General features: G+C 26.7%; 11 protein-coding genes and 1 pseudogene. 1 reads left to right on the top strand and 11 read right to left on the bottom strand.

Features of this window, described 5'->3' with window-relative positions; genetic code table 11:
- Window positions 1-132 precede the first annotated feature (132 nt).
- The 10 genes and pseudogenes from QOZ93_RS12590 to QOZ93_RS12545 form a co-directional block, all read right to left on the bottom strand.
- Window positions 133-1860 carry a phospho-sugar mutase gene (locus QOZ93_RS12590; protein WP_307356932.1) on the bottom strand — a complete coding sequence of 576 codons (1728 nt, stop codon included), beginning with the start codon at window positions 1858-1860 and terminating at the stop codon, window positions 133-135.
- Between the two features lie 62 nt (window positions 1861-1922).
- The gene (gene rfbD, locus QOZ93_RS12585; RefSeq protein ID WP_307356930.1) at window positions 1923-2780 is read right to left on the bottom strand and encodes a dTDP-4-dehydrorhamnose reductase; all 858 of its coding nucleotides are present in this window, start codon (window positions 2778-2780) and stop codon (window positions 1923-1925) included.
- A 31-nt stretch (window positions 2781-2811) separates the two neighbouring features.
- Window positions 2812-5178: pseudogene (gene secA / locus QOZ93_RS12580) on the bottom strand (preprotein translocase subunit SecA); the annotation flags it as partial.
- A 247-nt stretch (window positions 5179-5425) separates the two neighbouring features.
- Window positions 5426-6304, bottom strand: coding sequence for an SLAP domain-containing protein (locus tag QOZ93_RS12575; RefSeq protein ID WP_307356926.1), 879 nt, complete (start codon window positions 6302-6304; stop codon window positions 5426-5428).
- A gap of 17 nt (window positions 6305-6321) precedes the next feature.
- Window positions 6322-7338, bottom strand: a complete 1017-nt coding sequence (locus QOZ93_RS12570) for a hypothetical protein (protein ID WP_307356925.1) — start codon at window positions 7336-7338, stop codon at window positions 6322-6324.
- 119 nt (window positions 7339-7457) lie between these two features.
- Entirely contained in the window at window positions 7458-8870 is a 1413-nt protein-coding gene (locus tag QOZ93_RS12565; protein WP_307356923.1) for a leucine-rich repeat domain-containing protein, read from the bottom strand.
- Window positions 8871-9293: 423 nt separating this feature from the next.
- Entirely contained in the window at window positions 9294-9722 is a 429-nt protein-coding gene (locus QOZ93_RS12560; RefSeq protein WP_307356921.1) for a HepT-like ribonuclease domain-containing protein, read from the bottom strand.
- Window positions 9716-10135, bottom strand: coding sequence for a nucleotidyltransferase domain-containing protein (locus QOZ93_RS12555; protein WP_307356919.1), 420 nt, complete (start codon window positions 10133-10135; stop codon window positions 9716-9718). Before QOZ93_RS12555 ends, QOZ93_RS12560 begins: the two co-directional genes overlap by 7 nt.
- A gap of 306 nt (window positions 10136-10441) precedes the next feature.
- Window positions 10442-11077 (bottom strand): leucine-rich repeat domain-containing protein, encoded by a 636-nt coding sequence (locus tag QOZ93_RS12550; protein ID WP_307356957.1) that lies wholly within the window; start codon window positions 11075-11077, stop codon window positions 10442-10444.
- A 520-nt stretch (window positions 11078-11597) separates the two neighbouring features.
- Window positions 11598-15395, bottom strand: coding sequence for an immune inhibitor A domain-containing protein (locus QOZ93_RS12545; RefSeq protein ID WP_307356954.1), 3798 nt, complete (start codon window positions 15393-15395; stop codon window positions 11598-11600).
- A gap of 486 nt (window positions 15396-15881) precedes the next feature.
- On the opposite strand from QOZ93_RS12545, the gene QOZ93_RS12540 reads away from it, so the two are divergent.
- Window positions 15882-17201 carry an IS4 family transposase gene (locus tag QOZ93_RS12540; RefSeq protein WP_307356917.1) on the top strand — a complete coding sequence of 440 codons (1320 nt, stop codon included), beginning with the start codon at window positions 15882-15884 and terminating at the stop codon, window positions 17199-17201.
- A 188-nt stretch (window positions 17202-17389) separates the two neighbouring features.
- Here the strand turns inward: QOZ93_RS12540 and QOZ93_RS12535 are convergent, their stop codons facing one another.
- Window positions 17390-19450, bottom strand: a complete 2061-nt coding sequence (locus QOZ93_RS12535; RefSeq protein ID WP_307356915.1) for a MucBP domain-containing protein — start codon at window positions 19448-19450, stop codon at window positions 17390-17392.
- Between the last annotated feature and the right edge of the window lie 576 nt (window positions 19451-20026).

Genomic DNA, 20026 nt, shown 5'->3' with positions numbered 1-20026 from the left:
ATACATTAATTTTTAAAAATTTTAAAGTATTATTTTTCTATTTATATATTTTTTATTTATGTTTAAAAACATAATTTATGGATAAAAAAACCTGACATTACTAAATATAATGCCAGGTTTTTTACTATTTTACTATATAGTTTTTAAAAGATTATTTACTTCATTCTCTAAATTTATAATTTTATTTTCAGCATCACTTATTGAATTTCCTATAACACCTAAATAAATTTTTATTTTTGGTTCCGTTCCTGAAGGACGTACCACAAAATAAGCCTCATCATCAAAAATAAACTTAATAACATTAGATTTTGGAAGAGTTATCTCTTCTTTATCTCCTGTATTAACATTTTCTTTGTAGCTTAACTTATAGTCTTCTTTATATGCAACTTTAAACTCTCCAAAGTTTTTAAAAGTTCCATTTCTTAAAGCTTCTATAATACTTGCAATCTTTTCTTGTCCTTCTTTACCTTTTAAAGTTATAGAAATTAATTTTTCTTTATAATAACCATATTTATCATACAAATCTATTAATGCTTCATATAATGTTTTTCCAAGAGACTTATAATAAAGTGTCATTTCACAAATTAAAGTTGCCGCAATAACTGCATCCTTATCTCTTACAAAATCTCCTGCTAAATATCCGTAACTTTCCTCATACCCAAATAAGAAGGAATTCTTTCTAGGAGTTTCTTTTTCAAATTTACCAATAAGTTCTCCTATATATTTAAAACCAGTTAAAACTTCTCTAACCTCTACACCATACTCTCTGCAAATAGGGTTTACCATATTTGTAGATACTATAGTATTAACAATTGTTGCTCCATTAGGTAGTCTATTTTCATATTTTAATGAAGAGATCATATAATGAGAAAGTAAAACTCCAACTTGGTTACCATTTAATACTCTATATTCCCCAGTATTATCCTTAACAACTACTCCAATTCTATCACAATCAGGATCAGTTCCTAGAATAATATCAGCAGCTTCAGTTTTTGCCATATCTAAAGCAATAGTGAAAACTTGCTTATCTTCTGGATTTGGATAAGGCGCTGTTGGAAAGTTTCCATTAGGAAGTTCTTGTTCCTTTACAACTCTTACATTTTCATATCCAAGTTCCTTTAAAACTCTTCTAACAGGAATATTTCCTGTACCATGAATTGGCGTATAAATAATATTTAAATCCTTAGCATGCTCCTGTACTAATTCTTTTCTTATAGTTAGATCTTTTACCTTTTCAACATAAGTAGAATATACATCTTCTCCAACATAATTTAACATTCCATTTTCAAGAGCCTCTTCTTTTGAGATAACATTAACATCTTCAAAGGAATTAACACCATTTACAAAGCCTATAATTTCTTTTGCTGGAATATCAGTAACCTGACCACCATCTGCTCCGTATACTTTATATCCATTATATTCTTTAGGATTATGAGAAGCTGTAATTACAATACCACCAGAGCATTTTAATTCTCTTACACCATAAGATAAAATAGGAGTTGGCGTTAATGTTTCAAATAAATATACTTTAACACCATTTGCAGCTAGAACTCTTCCAGCATACTCTGCAAATTCCTTAGACATATTTCTAGAATCATGTGCTATGGCTACACTAGGGTTTTCAAACTTATCCTTTAAGTATCTTCCAAAACCTTCCGTAGCCTTACCTACTGTATAAACATTAAGTCTATTACTTCCAGCACCAATAACTCCCCTAAGTCCACCAGTACCAAATTCTAAATCCTTATAAAATCTATCTTCAATCTCTTTTTCTTCCTTAATATTTTTAAGTTCACCTTTGGTATCTTCATCTATAAAACTAGAATTAATCCATAAATCATATTTATCTTTATAATTCATAAATCGTACCCTTTCTCATAAATATTATTTTTATTTATTATTATACATATTACTAAACTTAATTAAATTTCGTGTTTTTCCTTAAGAATTTTTATAAACTCTTCTAAAGCTTCTTCCCAAGGACGCATATTATCTCCAATAGTACATCTTAGCATCATATTGTCTAAATAAGAATAGGCTGGTCTCTTTGCAACAGTTTTAAATTCTCCTGTAGCACAAGATGAAACTTCACAAGGTATACCTGATAATTCTACAATCTTACATGCAAAATCATACCAAGAACATTCCCCTTTAGCCGTACAGTGATATATTCCATATTCTTCAGTACTCATAAGTTTTAGAACATGAGAAACTAGATCTTTACAATTAGTTGGACTTCCTATTTGATCATTAACTACTTTTAATTTTCCCTTTTCCTTAGCATTTTTAAGAATTGTATACACAAAGTTTTTACCCTTCATTCCATAAAGCCAAGAAGTTCTTATAATAAAATATTTAGAACAGAAATCTCTAACATATTCATCACCCATAAGTTTGGTTTTTCCATAAACGCTTTCAGGTTCAGTAAGTTCATATTCCCTAATTGGCTCAGTATGTTCACTATTATACACATAATCTGTGGATATATGTATAAGTTTAGCACCAACCTGTTCACAAATCATGGCTAAATTTTTAGCTCCTAATGCATTAACCTTAAACGCTTCATCCTTATTACTTTCACAACCATCTACATTAGTATATGCTGCACAATTAATAACAACATCAGGTTTTGTTCCATTAAATACAGAAATAACATCACTTAAATTACTTATATCTAATCCATCTTTACTAAAGTGAAAAACCTCATGTTCTGTTCCTTTTAGTTGAGTTAAAACTTCATGTCCTAATTGTCCATGAGCTCCTGTTACCAATATAACCATAATAGTTTCCTCTCTTTCCTATCTAAAACTATTTTATTTTTAAAAGATCTTTTACAGTATCATATTTAATAGATAGTACCATTTCATTAAAAGCTGCACTACTTTCGATTTGGAATTCTCTAACTGGATCTAATTGTCTATAAGATCTTAACTTTATTCCATCCTTTAAATGTTCCATATTATCTAAATGGTCAATCCACTTTTGATCCACATTTTTAAGAAGAATCTCTCTTTGCTTATCCTTAAACTCCTCTTCTGTATCAAAACTTTCCATAACGCCTTCATAAATATGTTTAACAGCTCTATTAACTATTCTTTGTATTATATCTATGGACTTATTCTCCAAATTTTCAAAGTTAATTATCTCTTCATCTACAATACCGAAATCGTTTAAGAACAGTACAAGTTTTCTTAAATTATCATCAAAATCATCTGCATCATCAATGGCATCTTGCTTTAGTGCATCTGTTAAATGTTTTTTTACTATATCTTCTAAAACAAACTTAATCATATCATCAATGTTTTCAGTAATATCACCCTTATCAAGAACAAAATTTCTTTGATCGTAGATTACAAGTCTTTGTTTATTTATAACATCATCAAAACCAATAATATTCTTTCTAGTTTCAAAACTATTTCCTTCTATTGCCTTTTGAGCGAATTCAACTGCCTTATAAACAGACTTTTCCGTAATTGGTTCATGTTCAGGTAAATCTAATTTACCAAACAATGAATTAAATCTATCTGCCTCAAATACTTTAAAAAGTTCATCTTGAAGTGAAATATAAAATTGAGAACTTCCTACATCCCCTTGACGTCCTGCTCTTCCTTTTAACTGATTATCTATTCTTCTTGCATCATGTCTATCTGTTCCTATTATTCTAAGACCACCTAATGCTCTAACTTCATCATTTATTTTTATATCTGTACCACGTCCGGCCATGTTAGTTGCAATAGTTATAGCATCTTTTCTTCCTGCTTTTTCAACAATCTTAGCTTCCTTTTCATGATTCTTAGCATTTAAAAGATAATGTTTAATTCCTCTTCTCTTTAAAAGATAAGAAATATCCTCTGATTTTTGAATGCTAGAAGTACCAACTAATACCGGTTGTCCTTTTTTATGACAAATAAGAATATCTTCTATAATAGCATCATATTTATCCTTTAAAGTCTTATATATAATATCTTTATGATCTATTCTTTGAACAGGCTTATTTGTTGGAATTGTAATAACATCTAATCCATAAATTTCTTGAAACTCAGTTTCTTCAGTTACAGCAGTACCAGACATTCCAGATAACCTGTTATACATTCTAAAATAGTTTTGAATTGTAATAGTTGCAAGAGTCTTAGATTCCTTTTGGATTCTAACTCCCTCTTTAGCCTCTAATGCCTCATGTAACCCTTCACTAAATCTTCTACCTTCCATAACTCTTCCTGTAAACTCATCAACAATTAACACTTCACCCTTTTTAACAATATAATCTTTGTTTAAATGCATTGTATAATGAGCTCTTAAAGCTTGTGAAACATGGTGTTGAAGATCTCTATTTTCTGGATCAGCATAGTTTTCTATATTAAAATATTTTTCTAACTTCTCAATACCTAAAGCCGTTAATATAACAGCCTTACCTTTTCTATCAACTTCATAATCTTCCTTTTCTTTTAATCCTCTTACAAACTTATCTACCACTATATAATATTTTGTAGGCTTTTTTCCCTCTCCTGAAATAATAAGAGGTGTTCTAGCCTCATCTATTAAAATAGAGTCAATTTCATCCACTATACAATAGTTTAATTCTCTTTGAACTCTATCTTCTTTTTTAGTTGCCATGTTATCTCTTAAGTAATCAAATCCAAGTTCACTATTAGTTCCATATGTAATATCACAAGCATATTGTGCTCTTCTTTCATCTGGTTGCATATCATGAAGAATAACCCCTACACTTAATCCTAAAAATTCATGAACTTTTCCCATTTCATCTCTATCTCTTTTTGCAAGATAATCATTTGTAGTTATAATATGTACACCCTGACCTGTTAGAGCATTTAAATAAGCAGATAAGGTACCAACTAATGTTTTACCTTCTCCCGTTTTCATCTCTGCTATTCTTCCTTGATAAAGTACCATGCCCCCTATTAATTGTACTCTATAATGCTTCATTCCAAGCACTCTAAATGCAGCCTCACGAACTGTTGCAAAGGCTTCTATAAGTATGTCATCTAAAGTTTCACCTTTTTCTAATCTATCTTTAAACTCAATAGTTTTATTCTTTAATTCTTCATTAGAAAGTTTAGAAAACTCTTCATCCAATTTTTCTATTTTATCTACTATTGGATATATCTTTTTAAGTTCTCTATTACTATAATTTCCCAATATATTTAAAAAACCTTCCATATTATTAATCCCATCCTTAAGTTAATTTAATAAAGAAATCGTTATTTTTAATTATATCTTATTTAATTATTTTATTCCATAATAAAAAAGACCAACCCCCTAGAGGTTGATCTTTTTTATTATCTAAATTATCTAAATAGAAGAGCTAGTACACTTTTGCAATATTTTCTTAATATTCCACCTCATTATATCATATTAAGGTTAATATTAAAAGCTTTTCTAAAAAATACATATATAAGCCTTTACATTACTTAAATGTAAATTTATAAACATAATTTTCTAATGGGTCAATCAACATATTTTCTTTAGGAATATTTACATTTAATAATTTCCCTGCACTTTCCTCTATTATAAGGTTGTTATCATTAAAATCAACCTCACCCATATATATAGGTAAACCTTCTTTCATAGAAACAACAATAGGTATTGAATTTAATTGTATATCAATATCACTTGCATTTCTAAATAAAATAATTAAGTTTATCCCTTCTTTATCTCCTATGGCATAAATAGGATCTACAATAAATTCACCTTTCCTGATAGATGAAATCTCAAAAAATCTTTCTCTTAAAAATTCTTTGGTATCTTCTGATAAACTTTTTTCATCTAAAAGATTCTCCATATCTATATCTGTGGTATATGAAATAGCTAAATCATTTAAATCTGGTAATACTATTTCTAATTCTTTAATATTTATATTTTCTGGTAGTATTATATCTTCAAATTTAATTTCATAGAACATACTAGCATTAGGACTTACTATAAATTCTCCATTTATGTTGATATTTTTTTCAAAGATTATATTTTTATTCTTATCTATTAACGCCAAACGAAGTTTATAAAATTCTATTGGTAAACTTGAAGTATTAATAAAAAATACTCCTGCTTCTACTCCTTCATATCCTTCATATATGTATACCGTTTCTATTTGTATTAAATTTTTTTCTGATGGCTTTTCAATTTTTTTATACTCATCATAAATTAACATTTTTCTAAAATTAGATGTTCCATAATTAAAATCTATAGGAAATTTTTCAATATTAGTACCTTCTATATTAAATTTATTTTCTAATTCAAAACTAATATCTTTTGGCTTGCCAAATAACTTATAAAATAAACTACCCACTTTTTATCCTCCTTTTTCTAGACAGGAATACTATTAGTATTTTTTTTAATTTTTAATAACTTCATAATTTCACATGTATCAGCTTCTAATTCTTTTATACTATAATAATTTTTATTTTTTTCAAATAATCTTCTTATAATATAATAACTTGCATATTCACTTAGCCTAAAATCTATTATGTGTTTAAAATTAATAATTGTCTTATAAAATTCTTCATATGTATTACTTTTATTTAATATATATAGCTTATGCATATTGTATAAATCGTTTTCTATTTCTTCATAATCACTATATGTACAATTTAATATCTTAACATATTCATCGAATTTACTATCTTTGACCATTCTTCTATATCTATAAGGCATTAAAAACTTTACGATACATAATTTATCATTCTTAGTACCATCATTGTATGTTTTTATTTTATCTTCCCTTAGTTCTTTTATTATATGTTGTAAACCTTCTAATTCTTTTTTTTCTTCATCTTTATAAATATATGTTTCGCTAAGTTTATCCACTATCTCCATAACATAAGAAAGTTTTTCTCCCTTATCTAATTGTTTCTTTAGATTTTTCAAAACTTTTAATAAATCATAATTTATTACATATTGTTCTAACTTAATTAAATGTTCATCATAAAATTCTATAAAATATGAAATGTCGTTAGAAACCTTAAAAATTATTAACTGATGAAATATTTCACTTAACTTTAAAAACTTATTTAATTCATCTTCATCTTCATATAATTCTTTTATAGCACATATAAGAATTAAACAAACCTCATTGTACATATTATATTCTTGAAGGAATTCACTATCCTTATTTTCCTTAAAATAAGGCTTTATTGTTTCCAGTTCAAGTTTTGCACTTTGCAATTCCCCATCTTTAAGAAAGTTTTTTATTTTATTTAAACTTTTTTCAACCACTAAATTTAACCTTAAAAATTTTTTATCTTTTATATCGCTCAAATCTAAAATTATAGAATCCTTAAAAGTTCTATTCTTCAAATCAATAGTTAATATCTTTTCTCCCATTTATTCAACCCCCTATTAATTAAGTTATAATTATAGTATAAATGGAAATTCAATCTTGCGCTACACAAAAAATAAAAACTGTGGAATAGACTTATCTACTCAACAGTTTTTACTTTTAATTACTTATTATTTTTTACTGTATTTATAGCTTTTTTAAGTTCCTCTAATTTATTTGATAATTCATTATCCTTATCAAACTCTGGATCTAATTTTTTCACTGTTCTTAAATTATATTCTGCATAACTATACATACCATTTGCTTTACTTAATTTTTCTTTAGTTAAACCATCTTTTAATGCATATGCATCGTTTACAGCTTTTATTGTATTAGGTATCTTTTTATTTGCCATTTCTTTTTTTGTTGCTTTTATACTGTTTTCTAATACATTTAATTTAGTTGACTCTGATAAATCTTTATCAAAAGTAGAATCTAACTTTTTAGCTATTTCTATAGATTTTTTAGCTGTTTCTAATACTTCTTTAGCTTCCTCTATATTATTTTCATTTACATCTTTAAAAGAAATAACATTTTCTATAGCTTTTTCAGCTTGTTTAACAGCTTCTTTACTTTTTTTAGTTGGATCAGTTGTAGCTTTTTGAGTGATCTTTAGTTCTATATTTATAGTATACTTTTCATATCCTAGAATAATTGTTGTATCAATTTTTCTTTCTGTATCTTCTAAATTTCCTTTAACTGTTACTTCAATTTTTTTTGTACCTTTATTATAATTTAAAGTTACATTTTTATTTTCACATCCACCTTTAAATATCACCTGTGGAGTAATATTATAAGCCTTCACATATTCATCTAGTCCTTTAACTGGATCATCTATTGTAAAAGTAGAAGTTTCATAATTTAATTCTTTGTTTATAGGATCTTTAAGAGCTTGCACAAGCATTCCCACATATGTTTTAGTTTCATCTACATATTCACCTTTTCCATAGATTTTATGGATTGCATCATGCAGTGGTGTCATATCTGTTACATGATTTGCACCTACCCCTATTATTTCTATATTCGTTAAATTCTTTGCAAAACTTATGTCCTCAACAAAGTTACTTTCAAGATTAACCATCTTTAAAGTTGTAAGTTTACCTAGTGGTTCAACATTTACTTTTCTCTTACCTCTATTACAATAATGTAAATCTAACCATTCTAATTTAGGTAAATTAGATATGGCTGTCATATCATCTATTTGATCATTGTTATATATGTTTAGGTGAGTTAAATTAGTTAAATTAGATAGTGGAGTTAAATCTCCTAAGAAATTTCTATCTAACTCTACATAATTAAGCTTTTTAAGATTTTTTAAAGGTGTTAAATCTTTAATAGCATTTTCACTTAAATCCAATCTTTCAAGATTCACTGCATATTGCAAGCCTTCTATGCTCTTGATTCCTCTGCATAATGTTTTAGAATCCACCCATTGATCCATTGGTAAATACTCTAAAGCCTCATCACCATTTAATTCTTTAAGAGATTCCATTTCCTCTTTTGTAATCTCGGCATCTTGTTTTCTATCTTTTCCCAAGTTATAATTTATAACTTTTCTTAAGCCAGCGTCTTGTATATTAATTATTGAATCTTTATTTTTATCGCTATCCCTAACTTTATCATTAGGTCCACACCCTACGTGCCACTTTCATGGCATAAGGCGTTCACTCGGTTTTTCGGAAGTTTAAAGTTATTATTTATGAAAAGATTTTATCATTTTTCGACATTATTTACATCACTTATTTCAATATTCAATACTCTACGTATTTCCTATATATATTTTCTATATTAAAATATATTTTTACATAAAAAACTGTTGAATAGATTTCTCTACTCAACTAATTGTATTTTTTAATATTTATATTATTTTAATCCTAAATTATCGCTTGCTATATTGTATCTTTAGATACATTTTACATCTTCAATTTTATCAATAAATTGTGTTTAATATTCATAACTATTATCTAATATATTTTTTTGCTATTTCAATTATTACATCAATTCTATCTCTATATTTAATAATATGTTCAATTAACTCCTCATGGCTTGGTTCTTTATATCTGTGAGAAATTCTATTTCTAATCATTCTAGATCTTTGAAGAAAAAAATATGTATCTTCATCAATAATATTATTATCTCTTAATAACCTTAAAGCATCACTCAAAGTTAATCCTACTTTAAACTTTTTAATTTCTTTTAAAATAATTGAAGAAAAATCTTCTAATATAGTATGAAAACTAACAAATAATTGTCTCAAACTTGACTTTGCTAGTTTTACCATTAGTGTATTCTCCTTATTGTTATCTAATATATCAATACATTCATCTATATCTGATGTACATTCATACATATCCTCTATTATTTTTAAAAGTCTTTCTTTATTCACCATAATACATCCTTTCTTCTAAAATATATAAAATCCTCATTTTCTTTGTAAATTTTATCAGTATAGTCACAAAACTCATCAAATAATTTATTATGATCTGTAGAATATATGATTTTTGCATTATTTAAAATATTTATTTTTACGAATAAATCCAAAGATTCACTTCTTAAATCTATTACATCTATTTCTCTTTCTAAAAAGCCTTCTAAAAATAATTCTATATCTAAGATATTTTCCAAATCTATTTTATGTTTACCTAATAAAGCTATGTCTACATCAGATTCTTCATTAAATTCATCATTGCATATGCTTCCAAAAACTAACACACTATCAATATTAAACTCACCTATAAACTTTATAAATTCATCCGAACTTAATTTATTTAATATTATACTTTTATCATTTAGTGTACTCAATATAATAACACCACCTAATAAATTTTATAATATTATTATATCATATCCTAATATATTTTCTCTTCTAACTGAATTCTAAAATAAAAACTATGGGATTTTAATTCCATAGTTTTTTACTTATTTACATCAATACCTGTAATTTTTAATTAATTTTCACCTATTATAAGCTGCTCCATTTAATATTGCATTTGGTTGTATACTTTATCTTCAAAGATCTGATTTATTCAACTAAAGGCAAAAAGAAGATTCAGAAAATAAAAGATTCAAGAAAATACTTTATGCTTTATAGTTATATTAATTACATTATTAGTTACGTAAAGAAATTATTTTATGATACTTTGAATTAGGGAACCATTCATTGCAGTTATTTGGATCAAAACTTAATGTATAAATATGAACCTTGCCATCCTCTGAACATGATTCATTATCTTTAAATGCTTCTCCATTTACCTTTTTTACCTTATTTAATAAAGTAATACTTGTTAATTTATTATTATAAAATGAAAAACGATCTAACGCTATATTTTTTACATTTTTAGAAAACTCGGCGGAAACCAGTTCATTATTTGCAAAAGCATTATTTCCTATCTTTTTCAATGTTGCTGGAAAATCTATATACCTTAATTCGTTAGAATTAAATGCATAGGCATCTATTTCCTTTACACCCTCTGGAATTGTTAAATTAGTTAAGTTATTATATCCAAATGCCGTAGGTATAACTTTTAAGTTTTTAGAAAGTTGTAAATCTGAGATCTCGTTTAGGGTAAATGCACCATTTCCTAATTCCTTAAGACTTTCTGGTATAATTAGAGATTCTAACTTATTATTATTAAAAGCTAATTCTTTTATAGTTGTCATACTACTAGGTAAATCAATAGTTTTTAAACAATTATTACGAAAAACTTCTTTTCCTATAACTTTGATGCCTTCTGGTATTTTAATAGACCCTATAGCTATCTTAGGATCTTGTTTAGCCTTAGATTTATCTTTAAAACTTTCTTTAAATTTATCTTCTATTAAACTAAAAAAAGCCTTATCACCTATTTCTGTTACTAACTTTCCTTCTCTATTTGTTTTTGGTAAAATTACATCTTTATTTTCCTTAAATTTCTCTTTTCCAAGTGCGGAGAATCCTGTTATAATTGTTCCATTAAAATTAAAATCATTACATGTCCAACTTTTATTTTCTTTGCTATCCCTAACTTTATCATTAGGTCCACACCCTACGTGCCACTTTTATGGCATAAGGCGTTCACTCGGTAATAACCGAATCTTACTTAAAAATTTGGAAGTTATACATTAAAAAGTTACTATACTTAAATGCATATTAACATATATTCCGACTTTATTTTAACTTTATTTACATTATATATATGATTACATTTATTTATTACATTTTTGAATACATAATAAAAAAGCTAAGCATTATACTTAGCTTAAAATTTATAGTTTATTACCTATATTATAGGTCTTCTTTTATAATTTCTAACTCATTTAAAAGACTTTTAATTTCATTTAATTTTCCATTACTTTTTAATTCCTCTGACATATTTTCTGCATCTTTTATCATTTCTTCTGCTTTTTTTATATCTTCTTCATTATCAATTCCATTCATATACATTTTCTTAAGTTTACTAACTAGTGTTTTAAAAGCCCCTACACTTGCTTTAGGTTTACATGCCTTCTTTATCTCTTCATAGCATCTATATTTATTTATTAAGTATTTTTTATCATTGTCTACGGAAATTGCTCCTAAAGCTCTGTCTATATCTTTAAGTAAATTATCTACTGATTTTATAAAGGTATCATCTATTTTTCCAAGACAGTCCTCATTATATCTATCCTCTAAATCCATTAAAAGCACTTCCGTACAAGCTTTATTTACTTCATTTTGGATAACTTCTTTTTTTACTAGCTTATTCTTTACTTTATACAATTCATTAGTAACATATTGTTTATTAACATCGTCTAAGGTTTTATATACGTCTAATTTAAGTCCTAATGAATTTACATTTAAATCTAACAATGCTTTAATTTCCTCTTTATTTTTTGCATTATAATATTTAAGAACTTGCGTATCCATTGCTGAAGCTTTTATATTTTTTAAAGAATCATTTATTATTTTTTGTATATCTTCTTGTGATTTTAGTTTTTTATTTGCCATATAAATATTTTTAGCAATTATTATTTTATTATCATCATCTAAATTATTATATTCTTTTAAGCCTAAGCCTAATATATTAGTTTTATTATCTAATAATTCTTTTACTTTATTATAATTTTCTGCATTAACATATTTTGAAATCTCCAAATCATTTTGTTTTATTTTGTTTAGGGTATCTTCTATAGACTTCTTATTTTTAACGTACTCTGAATTCTTTGAACATCTCTCCTTAACCTCTGTATCTAAATTTTCTAAGGCTTCTTCTACCTCTTTTAATAAACTTTGGGCAATCTTTATATTATCCCTATTTAATACCCATGTATTATACATATAATCATTGAATGACTTCATTTTCTTTTCTGCATCAATAAATTTTGTTTCTTTTTTTATCCATTTGTCTAAAGCGTCCTGTATACCTTCTTTACATGTAAGTTCATTTTTATTATTAAATAACTCCGTTACTACTTTATCTCTACTATATATATCTAACCTTTTATATTCTAAAACATTGATACCTAATATATTGGGTTCATTATTTAATACATTTCTAAGTGCTGAAATATCCTCAGCATTTTTGTATTGGTCTAATTTTACTTTGTCCATAGATTTATTTAAAAGATTTTGTAATTCTTCTTTAGAAATTATAGTTTTTTTATTATTAAAAAGTTCTTTACATACTAAAAGTTTAAGATCCTCATTTAAAACCTTATATTCATTTAGACTAAGTTCCAAATTACTTGATTCATTACTTAATAATCCCTGAATTTCTAAAGGATTTTTTGTTTCTTTATATTTTTGTAGCTCTTGCTTTTCTAATGAGTTTATAGAAATAGTTTTAAATTGTATTGGTTCAATTAAATTCTTATTAGTTTTAGTATCTTTTAAAATAGTTTTTACTATATATTCTTTTCCCTCATCAATACCTTCTTTTAAATCTAAGAAAATCCCTACCTCTTTATTCTCTGTAAATTTTATATTTGTATTTTTTCTTTCTGATTTAATGAGTTTATTATTTCTATCATAAACCTCTACAATTAAACTAACATCTTTAGTAATAGCTCCCTCATTAAGAACATTAAACTTTAATTCTGAAGTTTCCCCTAGAATTAATGTATTCTTTCCTGTAACATTAGCTATCTTTAAACTATTTGAATCACTAGAAATAATATTAATATTTCCCCTACTTAAATCTTCTTTATTTGCAGAATTACCATAAATATCAACATTACTTACATTATATATAATCTGTGATTCTCCATCTTTATTTTCAAGAATTATATATTTAGGTTGCCATTTTCCTATAGTAAATTCATCTTTTGCACTTATTTCTCCTATATATTTCCCATTATCTAATTTTAAGTTTATATGTTTTTCAATTTTCCTACCTTTATTATACCCTTCATATCCTAAAACAATTTCATCCTTTAAATTAGTTTTATTAACTTCTACACTTATTTCCGCTTTTTCTCCTTGTTTAATTATGTTTTTATCTAAAGAAATACTTTTTAGATACTTTGAAGTAATCTCTTCTTTTAAAGGTCCATTTTTTATCTTCTCTTCAGATTCCTTACTTCTTAGTATGTGTATCTTACCAACACTTCTATCCTTACTTTCCCCTGTTACATATATCTTTAATCCATAGTTCGATAATATTCTACCTGCACTTTCTATTCCTTCATTAGAATAATCTTTACTATCATCAAATATAGGATGCATAAAAGTTTTATCATCTGTAAGAATTAGTCCTGGTTGATTTTTTATATTATCTACATAAATAACTTGGTTCTTTTTTATACCAAAGGCTGCATCATGTATGTGATAATCTGAAGATGCCTTATGCTTTAATTCTCCACTTACAGGGTCTTGCCAATGAAGTATATGTTGATCTGCATCCACAACGCCTATAAAGCCATACCCTGGATGAGACTTCACATCATTATCTTTTTTCCCTGTTAATACACCATTTTTATCTTTCTCTAGATAATTTTCATCTACATACCAAATAACAAGCCCAGAGTTATAGCCTAACTTTCCTCCCTCTCCAAAAGGAAGTGCCTTATCCGTTCCTTCATTATTACGCCATTCCAAAAGATAATATCTATCTTTTTCACCTCTATTATTAGAATTTTGCTTTGGTAAATTAATTCTAATCACTTCTTCATTTTTTCCTTTTTTACTTGCCTCATCTAATAATATATCTAACCCCTTATTATCAATATCCTCTAAATTGATCTCTTTCTTATTTAACCAATTTCCACCTATAGTATCTTGTAAATATTGTTTACACCAAGGACTAAAACCAGTTGGATCAGTACCAGCACTTACCCCGCCCCAACTTCCACTAGCCATAATTGACCAATATCCTATTGGTGTATTGAAATTACTATCCACAATATTATACTCATCTGGAAGTCCTAATATATGTCCATATTCATGTGCTAAAATTCCTATTGCTGTATCTTGTGAAACTATCATATAATCACGTATTCCTATGTTATTTCCATGAACATCTTTTTTACTATATCCAATCATCCCACTTACTCTATCTCTATGGGACCATATAGCATTTTCGCCTAAAGTTCCTCCACCTACTTCCTCACCTTTTCCTGCATGCACCAAAATTAAATTATCAATTATTCCATCTGGTTCATGTAGATTTCCATCTTCATCCCTATCAAATGGATCTTCTACATCATACTCACTTAGGTCAATGCTATTATCCTTACAAGCTTGTTCAAAAGCTTCTTTAACTAGCTGTTCTACATTACTATCATGATTCTCTCTATATGGTTTACCATAATGCTCAGCATTATTTCTTGCCGTATACCATCCAGCTACCCCACCTTCTAAAGTAAAACTTCCTCCTGATTGCTCCTCATAATATTGTTTTAAAGTATATAACTCTTCTCCTTTAGGCCCTTTATAAGTTTTATTTCCAAAAATCATATCCTCATAATGTTTTTTAGACCAATCTTTAAAATTTCTAGGAGTTTCTTCTTTTTTTATATCATTAAATTTATAATCTTTAAAATCAACTAATAAAACTAATGGTTTAGCAACTGTTTTTTTACCATTATATTTCTCTCTTAAATCTATAGAATTTATTTTTGTTTTTTTATTGCTATCTCTAACTATGCAAACCTATAAGTTATTCTTAATAAATATATCTTTTGCTTTTTATAGTTTGTATTTAATTAGATCCACACCCTACGTGCCACTTTCATGGCATAGGGCGTTCACTCGATAATTGGAAGTTAAAAGTTATTATATTTTCTCATATTATAGCATCATTCGACATATTTTCTTTTTCATATTGATATATTCTATAGAACTAAGTTAACCTATAGAATTTAAAATTATTTATGAAATTTTAAATAAAAAATAAAGATAGCCTAACGACCAATGTCATTAAGTTAAGATGACAAAGTCAGATCTCTATACTAACAAATAGTATAGGGGTCTTTTTTTATAAAAAATAGTTGACAAGAATAAGAATATGTGCGGCCGCTTTCGCTAATAACTAATGAGTTAGCGAAAGCGGCCCTTGAAATTGAGTAAATCTTAATTTCAAGGAGGATACATATGAAACCGAATTATGTTAAAAAACTATTACTATCTAAAATTGAAAGTGTTGCTGCAAATCCATCAGATTATTGTGTGAACTCTAAAACTGATTTTACTCGTAAGCGTAAGCTTTCGCTTAAACAAATGCTAACAGGAATTATTGGCATGGGAGGAGGAACCCTATCAAATGAATTGCTAGATATGTTTAATTATTCAGCAGACACAGCTACTTCATCTGCATTTATACAACAGAGGAATAAAATTAAACCTGAAGCTTTTGAAACTATTTTTAAATCTTTTTCAACAGATATATCTTTAGAAACTAATGAGGATGAATTAAGAATTTTGGCTGTTGATGGCTCTGATCTACAGATAGCTACTAATCAAGATGATAAAGAATCTTACATATCAGGTTCCAATGGTAAGAAGCCTTATAATCTACTTCATTTAAATGCCCTATATGACTTAAAACAATATATCTACTCAGATGCCATAATACAGAAAAAGAGAGAAAGCAATGAGCATAAAGCTTTTATTGACATGGTAGACCGTTCAACAATTCCTAAAGCACTTGTTATTGTTGATAGAGGATATGAGTCCTATAACAATATGGCACATATTCAGGAAAAAGGTTGGAAATTTCTTATCCGAATAAAAGATGGAGCTGGTGGAATGAAAAGCAGTTTCGAATTACCAGAAGATAACTACTTTGATGTGAATATTCAATTGAAACTTACAAGAAAGCAGACAAATGAAACAAAAGAATTATTAAAGGATAAAAATCACTACAAATTTATTCCAGGAAGTTCAACATTTGATTATCTTCCAGTAAAAAATAAGAAAGCTGAGCCAGTAAAGTTTTATGAATTGAATTTTCGAATGGTTAGATTTCAAATATCAGATGATACCTATGAAACTTTATTAACAAACTTAAATGTGGATGAGTATCCTCTAGAAGAATTGAAAAAACTTTATGCAGCTAGATGGGAAATTGAAACATCTTTCAGAGATTTAAAGTATACTATAGGACTATTGAATTTTCATTCAAAAAAGGTGATGTGTATCCTACAAGAAATCTATGCACATCTAATAATGTATAACTTTACTCAAATGATTACCTCACATGTAGTCATAAAGAAAAAGCAAAGAAAATACATATATAAGGCCAATTTTTCCATAGCCACTCATATGTGCAGAAAATTCTATTATGGTAAAACAACATCACCTAATTTAGAAGCAATAATTGCCCAAAATATAATTCCAATAAGGCCCGACCGCCATCGAAAAAGGAATATAATTACCAAGACATTTATTGGCTTCTTGTATAGAGTAGCATAAATATAACTAATTTAATAGTAATTTTTAAGCAGGTGAAGATCTGTTTTTTTGTCATGCACATAAATATAAAAAAGTGGAAGAACTATTCCATTAAAGAGTTCTTCCACTTTCAATTTAGAGCTTAGTCTATTGACCAAATGCTAACTTAATGACATTGGCCTAACGACTATCTTTATTTTTTACATATTCTAATTTTGGCTATAAATATAAGTTACTACCTTATTTTCATCTTTTATAGAACCTGGATCTTTCTTTATTTCCTTAAGTGTATATCCTTTAATTTCTTTTTGATTAAATTTAAATTCTTTCTTAAAAAACCAGTCATATGCCTTAACTGTTTCTTGTTTTTCTAATTGATCTCCCTTTTCATTCAAATATTTAATAGTTACATTTTCAACCTTCATTTCTCTATTGGCAACTTTGTAACTTGGAACTTTTACCCTTGCAAATGTTTTTTTATCAAAATTTATCCCATCTGGTGCTACTTCAATTTTAAATTCAGGATCTCCCTTAATATTATTAGGGCATATTACTTCTAACATTTGATGCGTTCCGCCTAACATTACTCCTGTTTTATCAAATCCAACCATTATGAATACATCCGTACTATCATAACTTGGTTCATTTACAACAGGCCAAATTACTCCATTTTTATCTACAACTCTTACTTTAGTTTTATTTTTATCTAAATTAGTTCCATATACCTCTAATCTAGTTTTTTTACTTTCTTGATTTAATGGAGTTGTAGCTATCGTATTATCTCCTAATTGATCAGTATTAGTACCATAAGATGCTATAGTAATATGGGAAATTGTAATATCGTTTTTATTCTTATTTTTGGGAAGAACTGAAATAGCTATTCTATTAAATCTTTCATCTTCAAAGTTCTTATTTTCTTCCACTCTAGTGACTCCTCCGTTTGTAGAAATTGAAACCATATATGTTTGTGTCTTTTCCGTATTATTTTCAGGTACTTTAAATTTTAAAAGTTGGTTATCTCCATATCCTTCTACATATACTTTGATATCTTCTCTAGCTGTAGTACTAGTAACATCAAAAATTTGAACTACCGTTCCCTCTGTCATATGTCCATCTTTTTTAAACTGTTTTAAGTTTTTTCCAATAATTTCAATTTCCACATTTCCTCCATTGCTGTTGAAAATCTTGGAATTTATTTTATTCATACCCTTATATTCAGTTTGATTAATTTCATTATCTGCCATTATTCTTTCTAATATTTCTTTATTGAACTTTTCATTAGAATCCTTAACTGCCCCTGCCTCAATTTTTATTCTATTGTTAACTTCTGTTTCAGTTAAAGCTTTATTTAAAGTTATTATAATTTCATTATTTTTGATTTCTATATTATCCTTTGGATCTAATAATTCAAAATTAGCATGAACATTATTATAATTATTATAAGTTCTGGCTAACTTTATATTTCTTCTTAAAGTTTGTATATCACCTTTAACATTCTCATTAAATTTTATGGTTATGATTTTCCCATTATTATCTTTACTTATTTGTGTACATTTAAGCGTTTCACTTATGTTAGTAACTTTTCTTTTTCTAACTATAACATTACTACTATTTAAAAGCTTATTTTCATTTTTACTCCAAACTTCTACTCTATATACTTTATCTATATCTGTGTTATTTTTAGGAAAATCAAAGAAAATTTCTTGTTGATTTGAATTTCCTTTAAAATTATTTTCTCCATTAGTTAACTGTCTATTAGAAGAATTTTCAATAACCTTTAATTCTAAGTCATTTGATATTAAATTATTTCCTTTAACAGTAATAGGATTTCTCCCCCCTATTTCTTTCATATGTGATATTTTAGGTTTTATTTCATTTACTACTACGTTATTTTTTTTTATATCTGGCATTACATAAACTGTACTCATAGAATTCGCCTTACTTGATTTACCATCTTCATATTTAACATTTAACTTATATAATTTCTCTTTATTATTTTTATTATTAAATTTAAAAGTTATAACTTGTTTTTCTTGTAAATCCTTAATAGAATATTCTATTTCTGAGTTATCTACCATACCTGTATCATCTAAACAATAAACATATAAGTTTTCTTTTTTTAAAGTTTGTCCCTTAACTACAATCTCTAATTCTTCTCCACTTTTTACATGTTTATTTTTAAATTGATTTATTTCTATTTTTTTATTGTCTTTATTATTTAAATTGCTATCCCTAACTATACAAAGTATTATGTATTTAATTAGGTCCACACCCTACGTGCCACTTTCATGGCATAAGGCGTTCACTCGATAATATGAACCTTTTATTAAAAGTTTCATATATGTTTGGAAGTTTATTTATTAGAAAGTTATATATATTTAATTACATATTATCATAATATTTAACTTAATATTTACATTATTAACACAATCTATCATATTAATACTTTTTATTACATTTATAAATAATAACAAACTTTATATTATAACTTTTAATATATTATCCATAAAAAAATGACTTCTAAAAACTTTAGAAATCATCTTTCAAAAATTAACTTTTTCAGTTATCTATATTACTTCTACTTTAAACCCTTCACTTTAAATATTATTTACTTCCTGTGTTACAAAATAAATTCCTTTTTATAATCCATTAAAATGAGTATTTTTTTATTCCTTCAAGTTATCGAGTAGGAGCTAAATAATTATTTTATTTAGCGTCCTCTCACACCACCGTACGTACCGTTCGGTATATGGCGGTTCATTAAGAATTATGTATTAGCTGATATCCTTTAGATATACTTCTGTAACCAAGGTTTTCAATATATTTGTTGTTTAAGATTGTGTCAA

The sequence above is a fragment of the Hathewaya limosa genome (assembly GCF_030815255.1).
Classification (GTDB): Bacteria; Bacillota; Clostridia; order Clostridiales; family Clostridiaceae; genus Hathewaya; species Hathewaya limosa.
This window is presented reverse-complemented; position numbering and strand designations above follow the sequence as displayed.